Here is a 17991-nt window from a genome sequence, read left to right on the forward strand (position 1 = left end):
TCCCTATTGAATACCTTGTTGAATACCTTTTTGTATCCATCTTTCTGCTATTGTTGGCATATCCAACTCCTTTAATAAGGGGTTTATTTGTTCTTCTGGATAGTCCTTAGCCATTACTATGTAGTCTATTATAAAAGACACCGCTTCTCTATCAATCTTTATTAAACGAAATAACAAAGGACGAAATTTATCCAGTTCATCAAATATGTTCTTTAATGCATATAGTGCTGAATACAACCTCGCATTCCTATTTAGCTTCTCTAAGAATTCTTGATCTTTATAGGTAGATAGGTCAATTAAGATATATTTAAACTGTAGCAAATATTCCTTTATGTCTGAGGATACATTAAAATAGTCGATGCTTAAAAAAAGCCTTTTATTAAATTTTATTCTAAAATTTTTTCCATACTCACTTTAGATTAAGCTCAAGATTCATTCATCGGCTCTTAATTTTGATATTTTTTTGTAAAAAAAGGACGAAAAATAAAAAGAAACAAAAAAAAGGCAAGCTGATCCATCAGCTTTTTGAAGTTATAAGCTGCTGCTGCCAACAGTAAATTGATTGTATCTCCTATTGTCCCTTTTAGAAAGTTTCTGGCTAAACGAAAATCTGATTTTAGATGGCCTATTACTGGTTCTATCGCCGCCCTTCGTCTAAATCTCTTACGCATCTTGGATTTTTGATAGGGTGTTGCTTTCTTTTTAGGACTCTTTGGGATAATAATTTTTGTTGAGCCTATTTTGCTTTTACCTTTAAATCCCCTATCACAAATGGCCACCTCTGGTCTTTTTCCTACTATCTCCTCTGTTTGACACAATACTTTTGGCAATGTATGACCATCATATTGATTTCTTTCAAAATTTACTGCAGCAACTATTACTCCACTATTTTTTGTCATTGCTATAGCTGCCTTTGAACCGAATTCATATTTCTTATGTTCTTTACCTTTGCTTATGCAATAGACTCCTGGTTCATGAAGACTATAAATTTTATTTTTATCTTTTTTCTTTTGAGAATGCACTTTTTCAAATAGTTCTATTTGTTTTACATACTTGGGATAAACATCTTCTGGCAATTTACGTTTTATTTCTCTAATCAATATCCCAGCTATAGTCTTAATCCTTTTTCTGGCTTTTTTAACTTTTTTCTTATCCTTTGACCTCTTGTTAAATCTTATTTTTTTTAACAACTCAGGTAACTCTCTTCTAAAACTTCTACGTAAAACTATTCCTTCTTCTTTAGCTATTTTTCTACATTTGGAAATAATTTTACACATTAACTTTGTATCTGTTGGAAATGTAATATTTTTCTCTTGAACTGTAGTATCTACAACTATCTCTTTTTCTTGAATTTTGTCTTTATGTAATTGAGCAGATATTTCAAATATTTTCTTTACACCATCTTCTCCTATGCGTTTTCGGAAATGTGTAAGCTCTGATGGAGCACATGGAGGAGACCATCTAAATCTACTTTCTCCACAAAAAGCTTGAAAATATGGATTCTGTGTCCACATCTGCACTACTTTTGCATCACTTAAATTATACAAGTGTTTTAACATTAAAAGTCCAACCATCAATCTAGTAGATTTGGCAGGACGACCCCGCTTACTATATTTACTCGCAAATGCTTTATCAAATTCTTTCCATGGAATTTTTTTAGATAAAATTATCAAAGGATCATCAGGATTAATAAAATCTAATAAATCTCCACATATCAAATGTGGTATTCTACGCTTTGGCATACATGTCTGCATATAATTTCCCTTCCATTTTTTTATTCTTTTCTACCACCTTTTTACCTGTTTTAAACATTTTCTGGTCGTTTATATTACATTATAACAAACATTTTGTAAAGTATTTTCAGTAAATTATATATTTTTTAAGCATCGACTAAAATAGTCCACAAAATTCTCTGGCAAATCCCATTTCTGTTTTCCATGGTAAAGTATTATTGGAATTATTGGCTTAAGCTCTCTTTGGTTGCGCATGTCTTCTTTAGGTGTATGGGTGTCAGTGATCAGTGTGAGTGATCAGTATAAAAACAGATTACAGACAACAGATCACCCACACAGATCACAGATAACCTATGATCTATGAATTTATCATGCACCTGAATTGATGACATGTTATCCTCTCTTAAGTTTTTATACGCTTTCCAAATACGCAAGCTCGCAGCCGTAATAAACAATGATAATCTTTTTTAACTTTTTTCCCTTTGATATCCAATATCTTACCTTCTCATCCTGCTCTGATTCATCTAACTGGCTCTTTGCTTCATCTATTAGTTTTGTGATTTGTAGCTTGGGTGAAGCATGTTCTCGGGTCCTTTTTAAGTATTTCAGTTCTATTAATGCAAAGTATTCTACATAGGGGTTTCTTGGATATAGTGCTATGTCTGCAAATCTTTTGTTTAGCTCTGGCTCACTTATTACAAAGTAGTAATCGCACAGGTTAAGGTAGGTAAGGTGTATGGCTTTGATTGTCTGTTCCCCTTTTATGTAGTCCCTTATGCTTGTGGATTCTTTTATCTTTTCCCCTAAAAATCTGAATACTTCCAGGTTTCCATTTAAGGCAAATTCTGCTAATTTGTCTGAAAATTTGTTTAAATTTATTTTAAATATGTTTCCGCTCTCCAGTATCTTCTTTATGTATTCTGCTGTTATTTCCTTTATTGTGTTATTTGGAAGTCTTAGCTCAAGTTTTAATTTTTTATCTTCTATTGTCAAAAGCCCGAGATAATACATAAGGGATATGAAGTTGTCTTCGTCTATGAGTTCAAATGCGCTGAATGCATCCTTTATCTTTGATGTTGTGATTGTCTCTCCATTTATGACTTTTTCCAAGACATTGAAGTTGCCATTTAGCTTTTTTCCTGTGTAAACTAACCACTTCAGCTTGCCATAATCTGTCCTTATGTTCAGGTCTGCAAGTTCTTTTGGAGGCTTTCCTGTGTAAACCCAGCTCTTTACATAGTGCCATATCATGTCTGAATTATATATCCTCTCTTCCGCATCTTCTGAAAATCTGTAGTTGTTATACCAGCTGTCCAGAAGTTCAAAATCTGGTTCTATCTCGTAATATTCAAGTATCTGGGCTACATCTTCTTTAGTAAATCCGAGCATTGAGTTAAGATTGGGATTGTTTGTTGCAAAATCTCCTATGTTAAATCCACTTGTTACATCAAACATCACCATAGGAGTTACTCCAGTAATAAAGAGCCTCTTTAGTGGCCCTCCTTTCATGTCTGTTGCGCTTTTAAGTATCTTAAAGAAGTGTTTGAATATTGATTCCTGTCCTTTTACAAGCTGTTCATATTCTGCCTTTTCTTTGCTCAGCAACTCATTTGCAAAGTTGTCATATTCGTCTATCAGGCAGTAGATGTTTAATTCTATTTCTTGTCTGAATAATTCGCTTAATTTTTCTAATGGATTGGATGTCTTAAACTTAATATTAAGTCTGTAATTTTTTACAAATTCATCAATAACTACATCTATGTGATGATAAAAACTTTCTTCATATCTTGTTGCATCAACTTCGCTAAAGTTAAACCTGAGTATCTTGAATCTTCCCTGAAGCTCTGTCCTGTTCTTTAATATCAATGTGTCTTTAAAGATCTCTTCAAATTCATCTTTGCAGTTTTCGTCATAATAATAATGAAGCATTGAGATATAGAGGGATTTGCCAAATCTTCGAGGACGGATGATGAACAAAAAATCTGAATAATCTTCAATTATTGAGATGTATCTTGTCTTATCCACATAGTAATAGTTCATCAATTTTATATCCCTGAACTCACTCTTACCATAAGGAATCTTTTTCTTTTTCATAACTTGCTCCTGTTGTGTATTTTTTACCTCTTAGACATAACCACATCTTTTCCATAGTTGATGGTAATGGGTTTTTGTGCACCTTTTGTTACTTGAAGTGGCCATGTCCTCTGTAGCCTTCATTTGCAAACTGCTGGGATGTTGCTGCAGATAGCACCTGTATGCCTGAGCCCATGGAAAATCCCATAAGCCTTGATTCATAAAGATCTGCAATTGTCCAATCCACTGCTCCTGCATAGGCATGTGTCAAGGATCATCACCAACGCTCTTCAAGCAATTCTAATAGCATCTCCTGGGCCTCTAATAGTAATCCCTGTTGAATACCTTGTTGAATACCTTGCTGAATACCTTTTTGTATCCATCTTTCTGCTATTGTTGGCATAGCTAACTCCTTTAATAATGGATTTATTTGTTCTTCTGGATAGTCCTTAGCCATTACTATGTAGTCTATTATAAAAGACACTGCTTCTCTATCAATCTTTAGAAATAACAAAGGACGAAATTTATCCAGTTCATCAAATATATTTTTTAATGCATATAGTGCTGAATACAACCTCGCATTCCTATTTAACTTCTCTAAGAATTCTTGATCTTTATAGGTAGATAGGTCAATTAAGATATATTTAAACTGTAGCAAATATTCCTTTATGTCTGAGGAAACATTAAAATAGTCCACAAAATTCTCTGGCAAATCCCACTTTTGTTTTCCATGATAAAGTATTATTGGAATTATTGGCTTAAGCTCTCTTTGGTTGCGCATGTCTTCTTTAGGTGTATGGGTGTCAGTGATCAGTGTGAGTGATCAGTATAAAAACAGATTACAGACAACAGATCACCCACACAGATCACAGATAACCTATGATCTATGAATTTATCATGCACCTGAATTGATGACATGTTATCCTCTCTTAAGTTTTTTATACACTTTCTAAATATACAAGCTCCCAGCCGTGATAAACAATGATAATCTTTTTTAGCTTTTTTCCCTTTGCTATCCAATGTTTTACCTTCTCATCCTGCTCTGATTCATCTAACTGGCTCTTTGCTTCATCTATTAGTTTTGTGATTTGTAGCTTGGGTGAAGCATGTTCTTGGGTCCTTTTTAAGTATTTCAGTTCTATTAATGCAAAGTATTCTACATAGGGGTTTCTTGGATATAGTGCTATGTCTGCAAATCTTTTGTTTAGCTCTGGCTCACTTATTACAAAGTAGTAATCGCACAGGTTAAGGTAGGTAAGGTGTATGGCTTTGATTGTCTGTTCCCCTTTTATGTAGTCCCTTATGCTTGTGGATTCTTTTATCTTTTCCCCTAAGAATCTGAATACTTCCAGGTTTCCATTTAAGGCAAATTCTGCTAATTTGTCTGAAAATTTGTTTAAATTTATCTTAAATATGTTTCCGCTCTCCAGTATCTTCTTTATGTATTCTGCTGTTATTTCCTTTATTGTGTTATTTGGAAGTCTTAGTTCAAGTTTTAATTTTTTATCTTCTATTGTCAAAAGCCCGAGATAATACATAAGAGATATGAAGTTGTCTTCGTCTATGAGTTCAAATGCACTGAATGCATCTTTTATCTTTGATGTTGTGATTGTCTCTCCATTTATGACTTTTTCCAAGACATTGAAGTTGCCATTTAGCTTTTTTCCTGTGTAAACGAGCCACCTAAGCTTCCCATAATCTGTCCTTATGTTCAGGTCTCCAAGTTCTTTTGGTGGCTTTCCTGTGTAAACCCAGCTCTTTACATAGTGCCATATCATGTCTGAATTATATATCCTCTCTTCCGCATCTTCTGAAAATCTGTAGTTGTTATACCAGCTATTAAGAAGTTCAAAATCTGGCTCTATCTCGTAATATTCAAGTATCTCAGCTACTTCTTCTTTAGTAAATCCAAGCATTGAGTTAAGATTGGGATTGTTTGTTGCAAAATCTCCTATGTTAAATCCACTTGTTACATCAAACATTACCATTGGGGTTACTCCCGTAATAAAGAGCCTCTTTAGTGGCCCTCCTTTCATGTCTGTTGCGCTTTTCAGAATCTTAAAGAAGTGTTTAAATATTGACTCCTGTCCCTTTACAAGCTGTTCATATTCTGCTTTTTCTTTGCTAAGCAGTTCATTTGCAAAGTTGTCATATTCGTCTATCAGGCAGTAGATGTTTAATTCATTGTCTTCTGTTTTCAGAAATAGCTCGTTTAGTTTATCAAGCGGTTCTTCTTCTTTTAGTTCTACACTCAGATTATAGCTTTTTACAAATTCTGAAATTACTGTGTCTATGTAGCTGTTAAATGAATCTCTATATCTTGTGGGATCGATTACACTAAAGTTAAACCTGAGTATCTTGAATCCTCCCTGAAGCTCTGTCCTGTTCTTTAATATCCATGTGTCTTTAAAGATCTCTTCAAATTCATCTTTGCAGTTTTCGTCATAATAGTAATGAAGCATTGAGATAAAGAGGGATTTGCCAAATCTTCGAGGACGGATGAAGAAAAGGTATCTTGGTAGATCCTCAATTATTGGGATAAACCTTGTCTTATCAACATAATAGTAATTATCAAGCTTTATTTCCTTAAATTCGCTTAATCCATAAGGAATCTTTTTCTTTTTCATAACTTGCTCCTGAGCATTTCTTATCTTTTAGACATAACCACATCTTTTCTATAATGTTAGAGTCAATTAAAAATCCCCACTTTTTTTAGAATGAATTTTAGATTTAGTTAAGTCCTTTATTCTAGAACTTTAGCAGAGGTAAGAACAGGATCTCACAACCTTGCTCTCTAAATAGGCAACCCCCCTCGCCCTTTACGCTGCGCTTAATGGAGTGGGGATTAAGACCTCTGATTCTCAGACTTTTTCAATTGTATAGCCAGATTTATTGCCATTTTGAGACTGGTGGTTTTTGCTTTTTTCTTCCCTACTAGATCATAAGCAGTTCCATGATCTACTGAGGTCCTTACAATTGGCAGACCTAGGGTAATATTTACAGATTCATTGAAATGAACAAGTTTTAAAGGAGCTAATCCTTGATCGTGATACATGGCCAATACAGCTGAAAATTCTCCTTTATAGGCCCTATAAAATATAGTGTCACCAGGATATGGACCCTGGACATTTATTCCTTTTTCTCTTGCAGCTTCTATTGCTGGCTTTATTATCTCTACTTCTTCTGTGCCAATCTTACCTCCCTCACCTGCATGGGGATTTAGACCACAAACGCCAATAGGGTTTTTATCCTCTCCTATTTTTGTAAGCAAATCATGAGTCAACATAAGGCACCTTAATATTTTATCTCTGGTAATCAAATATGGAACCCTTTTTAAGGGAGGATGGGTGGTTACAAGTGAGACCCTGAGTTTAGGGCCAGCAAGATGCATGCACACATCTTCTTTTGACAGACCAAATCTATTTGCAAAAAACTCTGTATGACCAGGGAAATCAAAACCAGCATCTATTAAAGACTTTTTGTTTATTGGACAGGTTACAACAGCAAATGAACTATTTTCCTTTAAAATTTCAGTGGCTATTTCCAATATCCTGCCACTTATATAACCGCTTTCTTTAGATGGAACTTTTGGAGTAAAAGGAAAATCATCTAAACCTTTGGAATAAAGACTCACTCTTACATTTTTTGCTTCATCAATGTGTTTTATTTTGCTCCAGAATTTTTCTATAGAAAAAAGATTACAGTAGTATTTAAGACAAATCTCAGGCCCTATTATAAGGAAATTTTCATTAAAGAAATTATAATTAGATAAGACCCTGCATATTAGCTCAGGGCCTATACCATTTGGGTCTCCCATTGTAATTATTATCATGAAACTATTCCTTAAGTTATAAAAAAAGACTCTTTCCCTTGGACACTGTATTTTTCTTAAGCATGTTAAAACGTTCAAAAAAGTCCTTTAAAATTATTTTATGATCAAAGGCCATTTTAGGGAGATTATTTAAAGGATAAAAGTTCAAATCTTTTGCATCATCTCCAGCCCTGGGAGTTTGTCCTTTTGGAAACCTGGCAATAAACACTGTGGTTATTGTATGATTTCTTGGATCCCTATCTGGCGATGAATATACCCCAAAGACAGATTCTATTTCAATCTCAAGACCTGTTTCCTCTTTTATTTCTCTTAGAGCAGCCTCTTCAAGAGTTTCTCCAACATCTACAAATCCGCCAGGTAAGGCATAACCAAAAGGAGGATTTTTCCTCTTAATTAAAAGGACTTCTTTATTATCTGTGTAAATTATTACATCCACAGTTGGGAGTGGATTTTTGTAAACTTCTATATTTTTCCCACATCTGGGACAAATTATGACATCCTTCATATTTACATCTCCAAAGGTATAGATTATTCTTATAAATTCATTTTATCTTAAATAGAGTCTTGCTTTTTTTCAATTAAAAATTAAGGACAATTAATATTATGAAAATTTACCTGGTTGGCGGTTGTGTAAGGGATAAACTTTTGGGAAAAAAATGTAAAGACAGGGATTTTGTGGTGTTTGACTCTACTGAAGTAGAATTTTTTAAGAGATTTCCCAGGGCAAAAAAGGTGGGTAAAAAAATACCTGTGTATTTAGTTGGAAGAGACGAATACACTATATCTGAATATGACAATATTATGGACGATTTGATGTCCAGGGACCTGACAATCAATGCAATGGCTGAAGATGAAGACCAAAGACTCTATCACCATCCCTTGGCCCTAGAGGACCTTGCAAACAAAATTTTGAGGGTTATATCCCTTGAAAATTTTAAAAAAGATCCATTAAGGGTGCTCAGACTAGCCAGGTTTTATGCCCAGTTTCCTGATTTTTCCATTGATCAATATTCATATGAAGTCCTCAAAATAGTTGGTAGAGATGAAAACCTTATGAAAAAAGTATCAAAAGAAAGGGTTGCTCAGGAAGTGCTTAAGGCCTTATGTGCTGAGAAACCATCTAATTTTTTCGCCCTGCTAATGGAAACTGGAGCAACTGGTTATTGGTTTTCTGAACTTGTCTATCTAAATAAAAATAAAGATTGGATGAAAATATTAGACATATGCAATGAAAATAAAATATGTAGTTGGATGGCCCTAGCTTATGGTTTTGGTGAAAACTATGATGATTTAGATAAGGCTTTGAAAATATTTAAAGGCATGAGCAATAAAATTGGTCTTTCAAAAAAGCTTATATCTAGCGGCATAATTTTTTTAAAAAATTATCTAAAAGCTAAAGATTTTTTTTCTGCAACTCCACAAGAGGTTAGGGATTTATTATATATACTGGATAGACAGGAATTGGTAGAACCTTTTTTTTATGTTATGGAAAAAATAACAAAAAATAACTATATGGATAAAGTAAATCTTCTATTAATGAAAATGAAAAAAATTAAACTTCCAGATAAATATAAAGGACTTGGTGTTAAATCCGGAGAAATTTTAAAAAATATGCAGATTAAAGAGATTGAAAAATGGTTAAATTAATAGCAGATAAAGAGAGTTATCTGGATGATTTTTTGCGGCAAAATACAAATAAAGGACTTAGATGGATAAAGCACATTATTAATGATAAAAGAGTACTCATCAATGGCATTGTTTGTAAAAAAAGGAAAAATATAATTAAGACTGGAGATGTGATTGAAATTTTAGAACAAAATATCTCCTTTGATATAAAACCTCTTGTTATTAAAGGAAATGATTTAATCTTTGGAACATTAAAACCCCCTTTTGTCCATTCAGTCAGAGGTAAAAACAACCCAAATATGGAAGATATATTAGAGAAATTTTATAATAAAAAGGTTTTTTTGCTTAATAGATTGGACTTTTTAACCAGTGGAATCTTGCTCTTTGGATTTTCAGAAAAATCCAGAGAGATCTATTTTGCCCTGCAAAATAGAGGAGCTATAGAAAAAAAATATATTGCCATTGTTTATGGAAAAGTAGAAAATAGTGTTATAGTAAATAATAAAATTGATCAATGTAAAAGAAAAAAAGTGGTTGTGTTCAAAGAACCAGACAATGATATTAATAGACATACTAAAATTATTCCAAAAAAAATTTTTAAAAAGGAAAATAAAACCCTTGTTGAAGTAACAATTAAAAAAGGTAAGAGACATCAAATTAGAGCACATTTGTCTTATATTGGTCATCCAATTGTTGGTGATCCTTTATATGGAAGAGATAAATTTCTTAACTCAAGAATGTATTTACACAATTTTATGGTTAAATGCAGTGACTTTAAAATAAAAATAAAAAAGGAATTCTAACTTAGGATAAAAATTTTATGAAAAAATATCTATATAGACCAAATACAGACCTATTTATTAGAATAGATAAATTTTTGCACCAAAAATTAAGTCATCTTGGTTATTCCAGACAGGGAGTAAAAGAATTAATTGAAAAAGGACAGGTGTTTGTAAATAGAAAAAAAGTAATAAAACCTTCACAAAAGATTTCCAACAAAGATGTAGTAGAAGTACTTATATGTGAAAATAATGAGATTAAACCTGTACAAGGAAATTTAAAGATTCTTTATGAAGATGATTATCTAGTTGTAATAGATAAACCTAAAGGTCTTGTTACACATCCAGCACCTTCTTGTAAAGAACCAACACTTGTAAATTATCTTTTATATAAATTTCCCCGAATAAAAGAATTAGATAGTGAGAGGCCAGGAATTGTCCACAGATTGGATAGGGATACTACAGGACTCATGGTGGTTGCTTTGCAAAAAAAAGCACAAGAGCTCCTTCAAGGACTATTTTCAAAAAGAAAAATAGAAAAAAAATACCTGGCTTTAGTTATGGGGGTGTTGGAGAAAAAACAAGAAGAATTAAGATTTTTTATGGATAGAGATCATAGATCAAAGACAAAGATGAGGGTATATTCTGATGAAGGAAGAGAGTCTATAACAAGATACAGGGTTATTTATGAATTTAAAGATTATAACCTGAGCTTGGTTGAGGTTGAGATATTAACAGGCAGGACACACCAAATAAGGGTGCATTTTTCCCATATTGGGCATCCAGTGTTGGGAGACCCTTTGTATTCAAAGGGCAAAAAAATTGAAAATAAGATAATTAGCAGGCTGGTAAAAAGACAGATGTTGCATTCATGGAACCTAAGTTTTAAACATCCGATTTTAAATAGGGAACTTAAATTTGTATCAAAGGTGCCAAAGGACTTTTTCAGGGTGCTTTTATATGTATCAAAAAAAAGGCCAATGGTTGTGGGGGTCACAGGTGGAGTTGGTTGCGGAAAATCAATGGTAGCTAAATTATTAACAAAAGGTGGTGTTCCCTATTGGAGCGCTGATAAAGCTGTTGAGACTTTGTATAGAAAAGGGAATTCTGGTTATGAAATGATTAAAAGGAGTTTTGGTCTTGAGTTTGTGGATGAACAAAATGGAATTGTTAATAAGAAGAAATTATTTATGAATATGAGTCAGGATGAAAATTTTAGAACACAAGTAGAGCAAATAATCCATCCCATTGTATTTGAGGACATGATGGAGTTTATATCAAAAAATAAAACAAAGAATATGGTTATACTGGAAATTCCACTTTTAATTGAGGCTGGATGGCACAAAGATCCTGGGAAGCGAGTATTTGACCTTATTGTTGGGGTGTTTTGCTCAAATGAGATTCGTATAAAAAGGCTTGAAGAGATTAGGGGATGGAATAAGACACAGGTAAGAGAAGTAGATAAGTGGCAGCTTCCCCAAAAGGAAAAATTAAGACATTGTGATATAATTATAGATAATTCTTCTACCCTTGAGAAAACCCACAAAAAAGTTGCCTATTTACGGAGATTATTAAGGGAAATAAGGGTATCAAAAGTAAAAGCAAAAATTTTTGAATTAGAACATCTGGATATAGTTTAATTCACAGGAGAGAATCTCTTATTTTTGAGTTTCTTTTCCTTGAATTTTTTTTAATGGTAAACTAAACTTTTAGAAGAATTGTCACGGGATGTAGCTCAGTCTGGCAGAGCGCAGCGTTCGGGACGCTGAGGCCGTGGGTTCGAATCCCACCATCCCGATTTTTGAAAGAGTTATTTTATTTTTTTGCACAATTTTTTGTGTACAAGAATAATTCTGGAATCTTTTCAATAAAGATTAAAGGGGGCGTGGTGTGAACATAGTTTTTGAACCTAAGGATGCGTTGATTTTAGTGGATATACAAGTAGATTTTTGCCCTGGTGGAAAGCTTCCTATTGAAAAAGGAGATAAAGTTGTTCCTGTTTTAAATCCAATCATAGAACAGGCAGAAAAACAAGATATCTATATTTTTTATTCTAGAGATTTTCATCCAAGATTGCATCCCAGTTTTAAGGAAAATGGCGGTCCTTGGCCAACTCATTGTGTCCAGGACACAGAAGGTGCTAAATTTCATCCTGATTTAAAGATAGCGAAAAAGGCCATTATTGTGACAAAAGGCACTAGATTTGACAAAGATCAATATTCTGCCTTTGATGATACAGGTCTTGCATCTATTTTCAACAAATTAGGCATAAAAAGGGTGTTTGTGGCAGGATTGGCACTTGATGTTTGTGTTAAAGAAACAGCCCTTGATTCTATAAAAAATGGTTTTCAAACTTTTCTAATAAAACAGGGCTCTATGCCAGTTTCAAAGGAATCAGGAGAACAAGCCCTAGTAGAGATGAAAAATAAAGGTGTTATTATAATTTAACTGGATGTGGAGAACAAAATGAATAATAGATGGCCCCTATTTGTGGATCTCTATGAACTTACCATGGCTCAAGCATATTTTTTTGAACATTTGGATGATGAGGCGGTTTTTAGCACATTTGTTAGAAAATTACCTAAAAACAGAAATTTTTTAATAGCCTGTGGCCTAGTTGATGTGTTAAATTTTTTAGAAAACTTTAAATTTTCATCAGATGAGATAGACTTTTTAAAATCTTTAGGTCTTTTTAAGGATGAATTTTTGGATTTTCTTAAGGAACTTCAATTTACAGGTGATGTCTATGGATTAAGAGAAGGGACTGTTTTTTTTGAAAATGAACCTATTTTAGAAATAAAGGCCCCTATAATTCAATGTCAATTACTGGAGACATATATCTTAAATCAGATACAGTTTCAAACGATGATTGCATCAAAGGGAGTGAGAATATGCAGTGTATCCCAAGATAGAAATGTTGTTGATTTTGGTTCAAGGCGTGCCCATGGATTAGATGCTGGTCTAAAAGCAGCAAGGGCCTTTTATATTTCTGGGATGAGTGCTACCAGTAATGTTTTGGCTGGAAAGATTTATAACATACCTGTTACTGGCACAATGGCGCACAGTTATATCCAGGTTCATTCAACTGAATTTGATGCCTTTGAAGCCTTTTCTTCATTATATCCCAATACTGTTTTGTTAATAGATACATATGACGTGTATCAAGGAATAGAAAATGTGATTAAACTCTCAAAAAAATTAGGGGATAAATTTTTTATAACTGGAATTAGGATAGATTCTGGGGACATTATAACTACGTCCAAAGAAATTAGAAAAATACTTGATAGGGCAGGGCTATATAAGGTCAAAATAATAGTCAGTGGAAGTTTAGATGAATATAAAATTTACGAAATTGTAAAAGAAAATGCACCAATAGATGGATTTGGAGTAGGAACAAAGGCAATAGTATCTGAAGATGCCCCTTATTTAGATATTGTATATAAATTAACTGAATATAAAGGAGAGGGAAAATTCAAAAAATCAAAAGGAAAATCCACAATTCCTTTCCAAAAACAGGTATATAGATTTATTAGTGAAGGAAGATATAGTGAAGATATTATTTCAATGTATAAGGAAATTCTCCCTGGAAATCCCTTAATTATTAAGCTCATGGAAGATGGAAAAATTGTAAAGGGAGCAGTGGAAGATTTAAATACTATAAGAGAGAGAGTTAAAAAAGAACTTAGTATGCTGCCAGATGATTTAAAGAAAATAGAAAAATCCGAGATGGTATATCCTGTTAAGTTTAGCCCTAGCCTGGAAAAAATAAAAACAACTCTGAAAGAAAATCATGGGTAATAAGAGTAGACAAGAGGACAAAGTAAAGAGATTTGAGACCTTTGATCATGGAGCTGATATTGGGATTAGGGGATATGGAAAAAGTGTTGAAGAGACATTTGTAAATGGAGCCAAAGCGCTTTTTTATTACATGTATCAAGTAAGTGAACCAGTTGAAGAAAATTTAGATATAAAAGAAATAACTTTTGAACTGGAAGAGAATGATTTAACATCTCTATTTATAAGGTTTTTAAATACGTTAATTGCAGAATCAGATATAAATTCTCTTGCTTTTTTTGATTTTTCATTAAAGATTGAAGGCTTAAAATTAAAGGGTAAAGCAAGAGGTTATCCCATAAAAACAGGTGAGATAGGTGTTGAAGTAAAAGGGGCAACTTATTGCGAGGCCAAGGTAGAACAAAAAAATGGAATTTGGGTTGCCCAGTGTGTTATTGATGTGTAATGTGATTTAGAAATTGTTCAATAATCTTCAATGCCCATGTTTACTTTTTCATTGACTTGACTAAATATTTTCTAAAAGATATCTATTTACTATTAATCAGATGCATTAAATGGAGGAGGTTTTTTTATCTATGGCTAAAAAAAAGGGAAATTATTTACAGGGTGCTGAAAAAACTGAGCAAGGTCTAAAATTTAAAGGTATAATTTTAGAACCAATTGTTGAAAAATGTGAAGGATGTGAAAGGATTGTTGAATTTGAAGGGGAGCGTTATTGTGCAAGCTATCCAAGGCCCAAGGCAAAATGGAGAAATGGTGCATGTAATTTTGCAACTCATGTGAAGGCTGAAATTGATAAGAGTGGGCAGGTTAAATTAAACCCATTGAAGGCCTCAAAGCGTGCAGCACGGGGAAGATAATTTTTAAAAAGGTCCCTTATTTGGGACCTTTTTTTTCTATAATCTAAAATTTTATAAAAGGGATATATGGAAAATATTTTAAATTATTTGGACAATCAAAAACAAAGGGTAATTGAGCTACAAAAAAATTTGGTCTCACGGCCAGCATTAGCTCCTGAAAATGGGGGGGAAGGGGAAATAAAAAAAGCAGAATACCTGCTTTCTTATTTGAAAAAATATTCATCCCTTATTATAAAAGAACTTCCAGCTGAGGATAAAAGGGTACCGTCAAAAAAAAGGCCAAATATTGCAGCTATTTTATCAGGCAAAGAGACAGATAGAACCATTTGGATAGTGTCCCACCTAGATATTGTGCCCCCAGGTGATTTATCCTTATGGGAAAGTGATCCATATGTCTTGCGTCAACAAGGTGACTATATATATGGAAGAGGAGTAGAAGATAATCATCAAGGCATAGTATCTTCAATACTTGCCCTTGAGGCCTTTATTAATACTTCTACCAAGCCTAGAGTAAATATGGGGGTTTTGCTGGTTGCAGATGAAGAGACTGGAAATAAATATGGCCTTGAGTTTTTATTTGAACATCACAAAGATCTATTTACTCAAAAAGATTGTTTTTTAGTACCAGATTTTGGTTCAAAAGATTCAGATTTAATTGAAATAGCCGAAAAGGGAGTTCTCTGGTTAAAAATAGAGGTGTTAGGAAAACAGTGTCATGGTTCTACACCTGAGAAGGGAATAAACTCCCTTGTAGCAACTGCTGATCTCATTATGAGGCTAAGAAGACTTTATAAAATATTTGACAGTCAAGACCCTTTATTTTCCCCTCCAATCTCCACATTTGAACCAACCAAAAAAGAAGCCAATGTGCCTAATATAAATACCATACCAGGAAAAGACGTGTTTTATCTGGACTGCAGAATTCTGCCATCATATGAACTTTCTCAAGTAATAGAAGTAATTAAAAAAATTTCTCGTGAAACAGAGAAAGATTATGGTGTTCAGATAAACCTTGAAACAATTCATGGTTTAAGCTCCCCGCCAACTGATAGAGAAAATGAATTTGTGAAAAAATTGGCAGATGCAGTTTTTGATGAATATAACATAAGTCCCAAATTTATGGGTGTAGGGGGAGGAACAGTGGCTGTTTATCCCAGAAAAAATAATATCCCTGCTGCTGTTTGGGCAACAATCTTTGGGACGGCACACCAGCCTAATGAATGTTCTTCTATAAAAAATACCCTAAAAGATGCCAAGGTAATGGCAAGGCTTTTGCTGTAATGTTTTTATGGAAATAAACATTCTTGCCAAAAGTTATTTAGCTAGAATAAGCGAGAGTTTTATTTACAACAAATGGGAATTGTCGAGTACGACTATCCTTATTTTGGAAATTATATTAATTGTAGTTCTTCTATGCATCTTTTTTTATCTTATACAAAGAAGATATCAACAAAAAAAAGAGTTGGAACTAAAAAATCCTTTTACAATAAAAAATAGAGAAGAAATAAGAAGGATTTTTGACCAGACTTTAAATGAACGAAGTAAATTCGAGGTCAGCTTTTCAAAAAAACATAAATTTTTTTCCAATTGTAGTCCTGTTGAACTAAAGAAAGATTCTATTATCTTGGAACTTCCCGCAAATATTGTCCCTACAAAAGAATGGAATAAGAGACCTGTTTATGTCTACTTTAGTATTTCAGGTAGAAGACCAGGAGTTAAAAATTATTATTATTTTGAATCTGAAATGCTATATTTTTTTTCAAAGTCTAATTACCATTTTATAGTGGTTAAATTACCTGATATACTGGAAATAAAACAAAAGAGAAGGCACTTTAGGATTGAAGCTCGTAATAATGATTTTGAAAAGGTTGTTATATATTTTTTTTACAACCAAGATAAAATAAATAGTGTCTATGACTTGCCAGAACCTGTTTTTGAATATAAAAAATCTAACAAAAACGAAAAAGATATTTCCTATCCAATATCAATCGTCAATATTTCTGCTGGGGGAATCAGGCTGAAAATTACTCGTCAATTCAAAAGAGAAATTGGTTTTGATGTTGATAATCCTCCTCTTATTCTAATTTTTTTATCATTTTTTATTGAAAAAAGAAAAATAAATATTTTCCTTCTATGCCAGGTAAAAAATCACAATGAAGATTACATAACTAAAGACATTGAAATAGGACTCCAATTTATCAAAGAGGGTTTTATTGACCCTAAGAAAAACAACATTATTAACTGGAAAGAAATTAAAGAAGATGAAGGACAGGAATATATAGCTAGATGGGTGTTTTTAAAGAATTTATCTTTAATTAGAAAGGGATTACAATAATTAAAATCACGATGCAATATTTTTATTGTAGGTCTTTTTTCTATGGTTAAAGGTAGTTATAACATTTATGTGATGAAAAAAGGAGGTAAATATCTGTGGAAGATGGATCTGAAGGAAAATTCTGGAATACAATAAAGAGTATATTTACAGGAAGTAGAGAGATCCAATCTATTGAACAATTAATTAAAGAAGCAGAAGAAAATAACCTAGTTCCCAAGGACATTGCTTATATGTTAAAGAGTCTTTTAAGGCTTGGAGATAAGAAAGTCTACGAAATTATGATTCCAAGAACAGATATTGATTGCATGGAAGAAAATGCTACAATTACAGAAGTTGCGGATATAATAATAAAAAATGGACATTCCAGAATTCCAATATACAGGAAAAACAAAGATCAAATAATCGGAATAATTCATGCTAAAGACCTGCTCCCTATCCTTATAAACAAAAAAAATGGTACACTAAAAGAGATTTTAAGACCACCTTTATTTGTGCCAGAAACAAAAAATGTAAAGGATATGTTACTAGAATTTCAGTCAAAAAAACAACATCTTGCCATAGCAATTGATGAATATGGTGGCACTTCAGGTCTGATTACTCTGGAAGATATATTAGAAGAGATAGTTGGGGAAATTGAGGACGAATACGATACACCTAAAGAGGAAGAGATCCAGATGTTAGAAGATTCTTCTTGTCTGGTCTCAGGAAGGACATCCCTAGAAGACCTAAAAGAGCAAGTGGGGATAGATTTAGAATCTGAGTTTGTTGAAACCATTGGCGGATATTTGACTGAACTGATAGGAAGAATTCCAAAGGTGGGGGAAATCATAAAAGTTAAAGGATATAATTTTCAAATAAAAGAAGCAGATGAGAGACGTATTGGCTCAATATTAATATATCCCATAGAAAAGGCACAAGATGCCTCTTGCAATTTTGAGCACCCATCACAAGAATGACT

Annotated in this window: 19 protein-coding genes and 1 tRNA gene; 11 read left to right on the forward strand and 9 right to left on the reverse strand. The window is 33.0% G+C overall.

The genetic code is table 11. The features are described from left to right. Positions 1–3 precede the first annotated feature (3 nt). The 9 genes from ACYQ1E_RS08750 to ACYQ1E_RS08790 form a co-directional block, all read right to left on the reverse strand. Entirely contained in the window at positions 4–321 is a 318-nt protein-coding gene (locus ACYQ1E_RS08750) for an RpnC/YadD family protein (RefSeq protein ID WP_459878007.1), read from the reverse strand. 125 nt (positions 322–446) lie between these two features. Continuing rightward, entirely contained in the window at positions 447–1742 is a 1296-nt protein-coding gene (locus tag ACYQ1E_RS08755; RefSeq protein ID WP_459876375.1) for an IS5 family transposase, read from the reverse strand. Between the two features lie 126 nt (positions 1743–1868). Continuing rightward, a complete protein-coding gene (locus ACYQ1E_RS08760; protein WP_459878009.1) occupies positions 1869–1988 on the reverse strand; it encodes an Rpn family recombination-promoting nuclease/putative transposase in 120 nt (39 codons plus the stop codon). A 156-nt stretch (positions 1989–2144) separates the two neighbouring features. Beyond that, a complete protein-coding gene (locus ACYQ1E_RS08765) occupies positions 2145–3827 on the reverse strand; it encodes an AAA family ATPase (protein WP_459878012.1) in 1683 nt (560 codons plus the stop codon). 88 nt (positions 3828–3915) lie between these two features. Next, positions 3916–4077 (reverse strand): hypothetical protein, encoded by a 162-nt coding sequence (locus tag ACYQ1E_RS08770; protein WP_459878015.1) that lies wholly within the window; start codon positions 4075–4077, stop codon positions 3916–3918. 6 nt (positions 4078–4083) lie between these two features. Then, positions 4084–4587 carry an Rpn family recombination-promoting nuclease/putative transposase gene (locus ACYQ1E_RS08775; RefSeq protein ID WP_459878018.1) on the reverse strand — a complete coding sequence of 168 codons (504 nt, stop codon included), beginning with the start codon at positions 4585–4587 and terminating at the stop codon, positions 4084–4086. Between the two features lie 157 nt (positions 4588–4744). Beyond that, positions 4745–6433, reverse strand: a complete 1689-nt coding sequence (locus ACYQ1E_RS08780) for an AAA family ATPase (protein ID WP_459878021.1) — start codon at positions 6431–6433, stop codon at positions 4745–4747. A gap of 218 nt (positions 6434–6651) precedes the next feature. Continuing rightward, positions 6652–7638, reverse strand: coding sequence for a 4-hydroxythreonine-4-phosphate dehydrogenase PdxA (gene pdxA, locus ACYQ1E_RS08785; RefSeq protein WP_459878024.1), 987 nt, complete (start codon positions 7636–7638; stop codon positions 6652–6654). A gap of 16 nt (positions 7639–7654) precedes the next feature. Continuing rightward, entirely contained in the window at positions 7655–8143 is a 489-nt protein-coding gene (locus ACYQ1E_RS08790; RefSeq protein WP_459878027.1) for an NUDIX domain-containing protein, read from the reverse strand. Positions 8144–8241: 98 nt separating this feature from the next. On the opposite strand from ACYQ1E_RS08790, the gene ACYQ1E_RS08795 reads away from it, so the two are divergent. The 11 genes from ACYQ1E_RS08795 to ACYQ1E_RS08845 all read left to right on the forward strand — a co-directional run bounded on the left by ACYQ1E_RS08795 (position 8242) and on the right by ACYQ1E_RS08845 (position 17989). Continuing rightward, the gene (locus ACYQ1E_RS08795; RefSeq protein ID WP_459878030.1) at positions 8242–9285 is read left to right on the forward strand and encodes a tRNA nucleotidyltransferase/poly(A) polymerase-related protein; all 1044 of its coding nucleotides are present in this window, start codon (positions 8242–8244) and stop codon (positions 9283–9285) included. Further along, complete coding sequence (locus ACYQ1E_RS08800; protein WP_459878033.1) at positions 9273–10067, forward strand: pseudouridine synthase; 795 nt, start codon at positions 9273–9275, stop codon at positions 10065–10067. Before ACYQ1E_RS08795 ends, ACYQ1E_RS08800 begins: the two co-directional genes overlap by 13 nt. Before the next feature lie 17 nt (positions 10068–10084). Continuing rightward, complete coding sequence (gene coaE, locus ACYQ1E_RS08805) at positions 10085–11683, forward strand: dephospho-CoA kinase (RefSeq protein WP_459878036.1); 1599 nt, start codon at positions 10085–10087, stop codon at positions 11681–11683. An 84-nt stretch (positions 11684–11767) separates the two neighbouring features. Then, positions 11768–11841: transfer RNA gene (locus tag ACYQ1E_RS08810), tRNA-Pro, on the forward strand. Positions 11842–11933: 92 nt separating this feature from the next. Continuing rightward, positions 11934–12491 (forward strand): nicotinamidase, encoded by a 558-nt coding sequence (locus ACYQ1E_RS08815; RefSeq protein ID WP_459878038.1) that lies wholly within the window; start codon positions 11934–11936, stop codon positions 12489–12491. A gap of 18 nt (positions 12492–12509) precedes the next feature. Continuing rightward, complete coding sequence (locus tag ACYQ1E_RS08820) at positions 12510–13841, forward strand: nicotinate phosphoribosyltransferase (protein WP_459878041.1); 1332 nt, start codon at positions 12510–12512, stop codon at positions 13839–13841. Then, positions 13834–14283 (forward strand): archease, encoded by a 450-nt coding sequence (locus tag ACYQ1E_RS08825; protein ID WP_459878044.1) that lies wholly within the window; start codon positions 13834–13836, stop codon positions 14281–14283. Before ACYQ1E_RS08820 ends, ACYQ1E_RS08825 begins: the two co-directional genes overlap by 8 nt. Positions 14284–14413: 130 nt before the next feature. Then, complete coding sequence (locus tag ACYQ1E_RS08830) at positions 14414–14698, forward strand: PxxKW family cysteine-rich protein (RefSeq protein ID WP_459878047.1); 285 nt, start codon at positions 14414–14416, stop codon at positions 14696–14698. Between the two features lie 66 nt (positions 14699–14764). Then, entirely contained in the window at positions 14765–15979 is a 1215-nt protein-coding gene (locus ACYQ1E_RS08835; protein ID WP_459878050.1) for a M20 family metallo-hydrolase, read from the forward strand. 7 nt (positions 15980–15986) lie between these two features. Continuing rightward, positions 15987–17033 carry an AC76 family protein gene (locus tag ACYQ1E_RS08840; protein ID WP_459878053.1) on the forward strand — a complete coding sequence of 349 codons (1047 nt, stop codon included), beginning with the start codon at positions 15987–15989 and terminating at the stop codon, positions 17031–17033. Positions 17034–17128: 95 nt separating this feature from the next. Next, positions 17129–17989, forward strand: a complete 861-nt coding sequence (locus ACYQ1E_RS08845) for a hemolysin family protein (protein WP_459878056.1) — start codon at positions 17129–17131, stop codon at positions 17987–17989. The last annotated feature ends 2 nt before the right edge of the window (positions 17990–17991 follow it).

It is taken from the genome of Desulfothermus naphthae, from assembly GCF_054657475.1.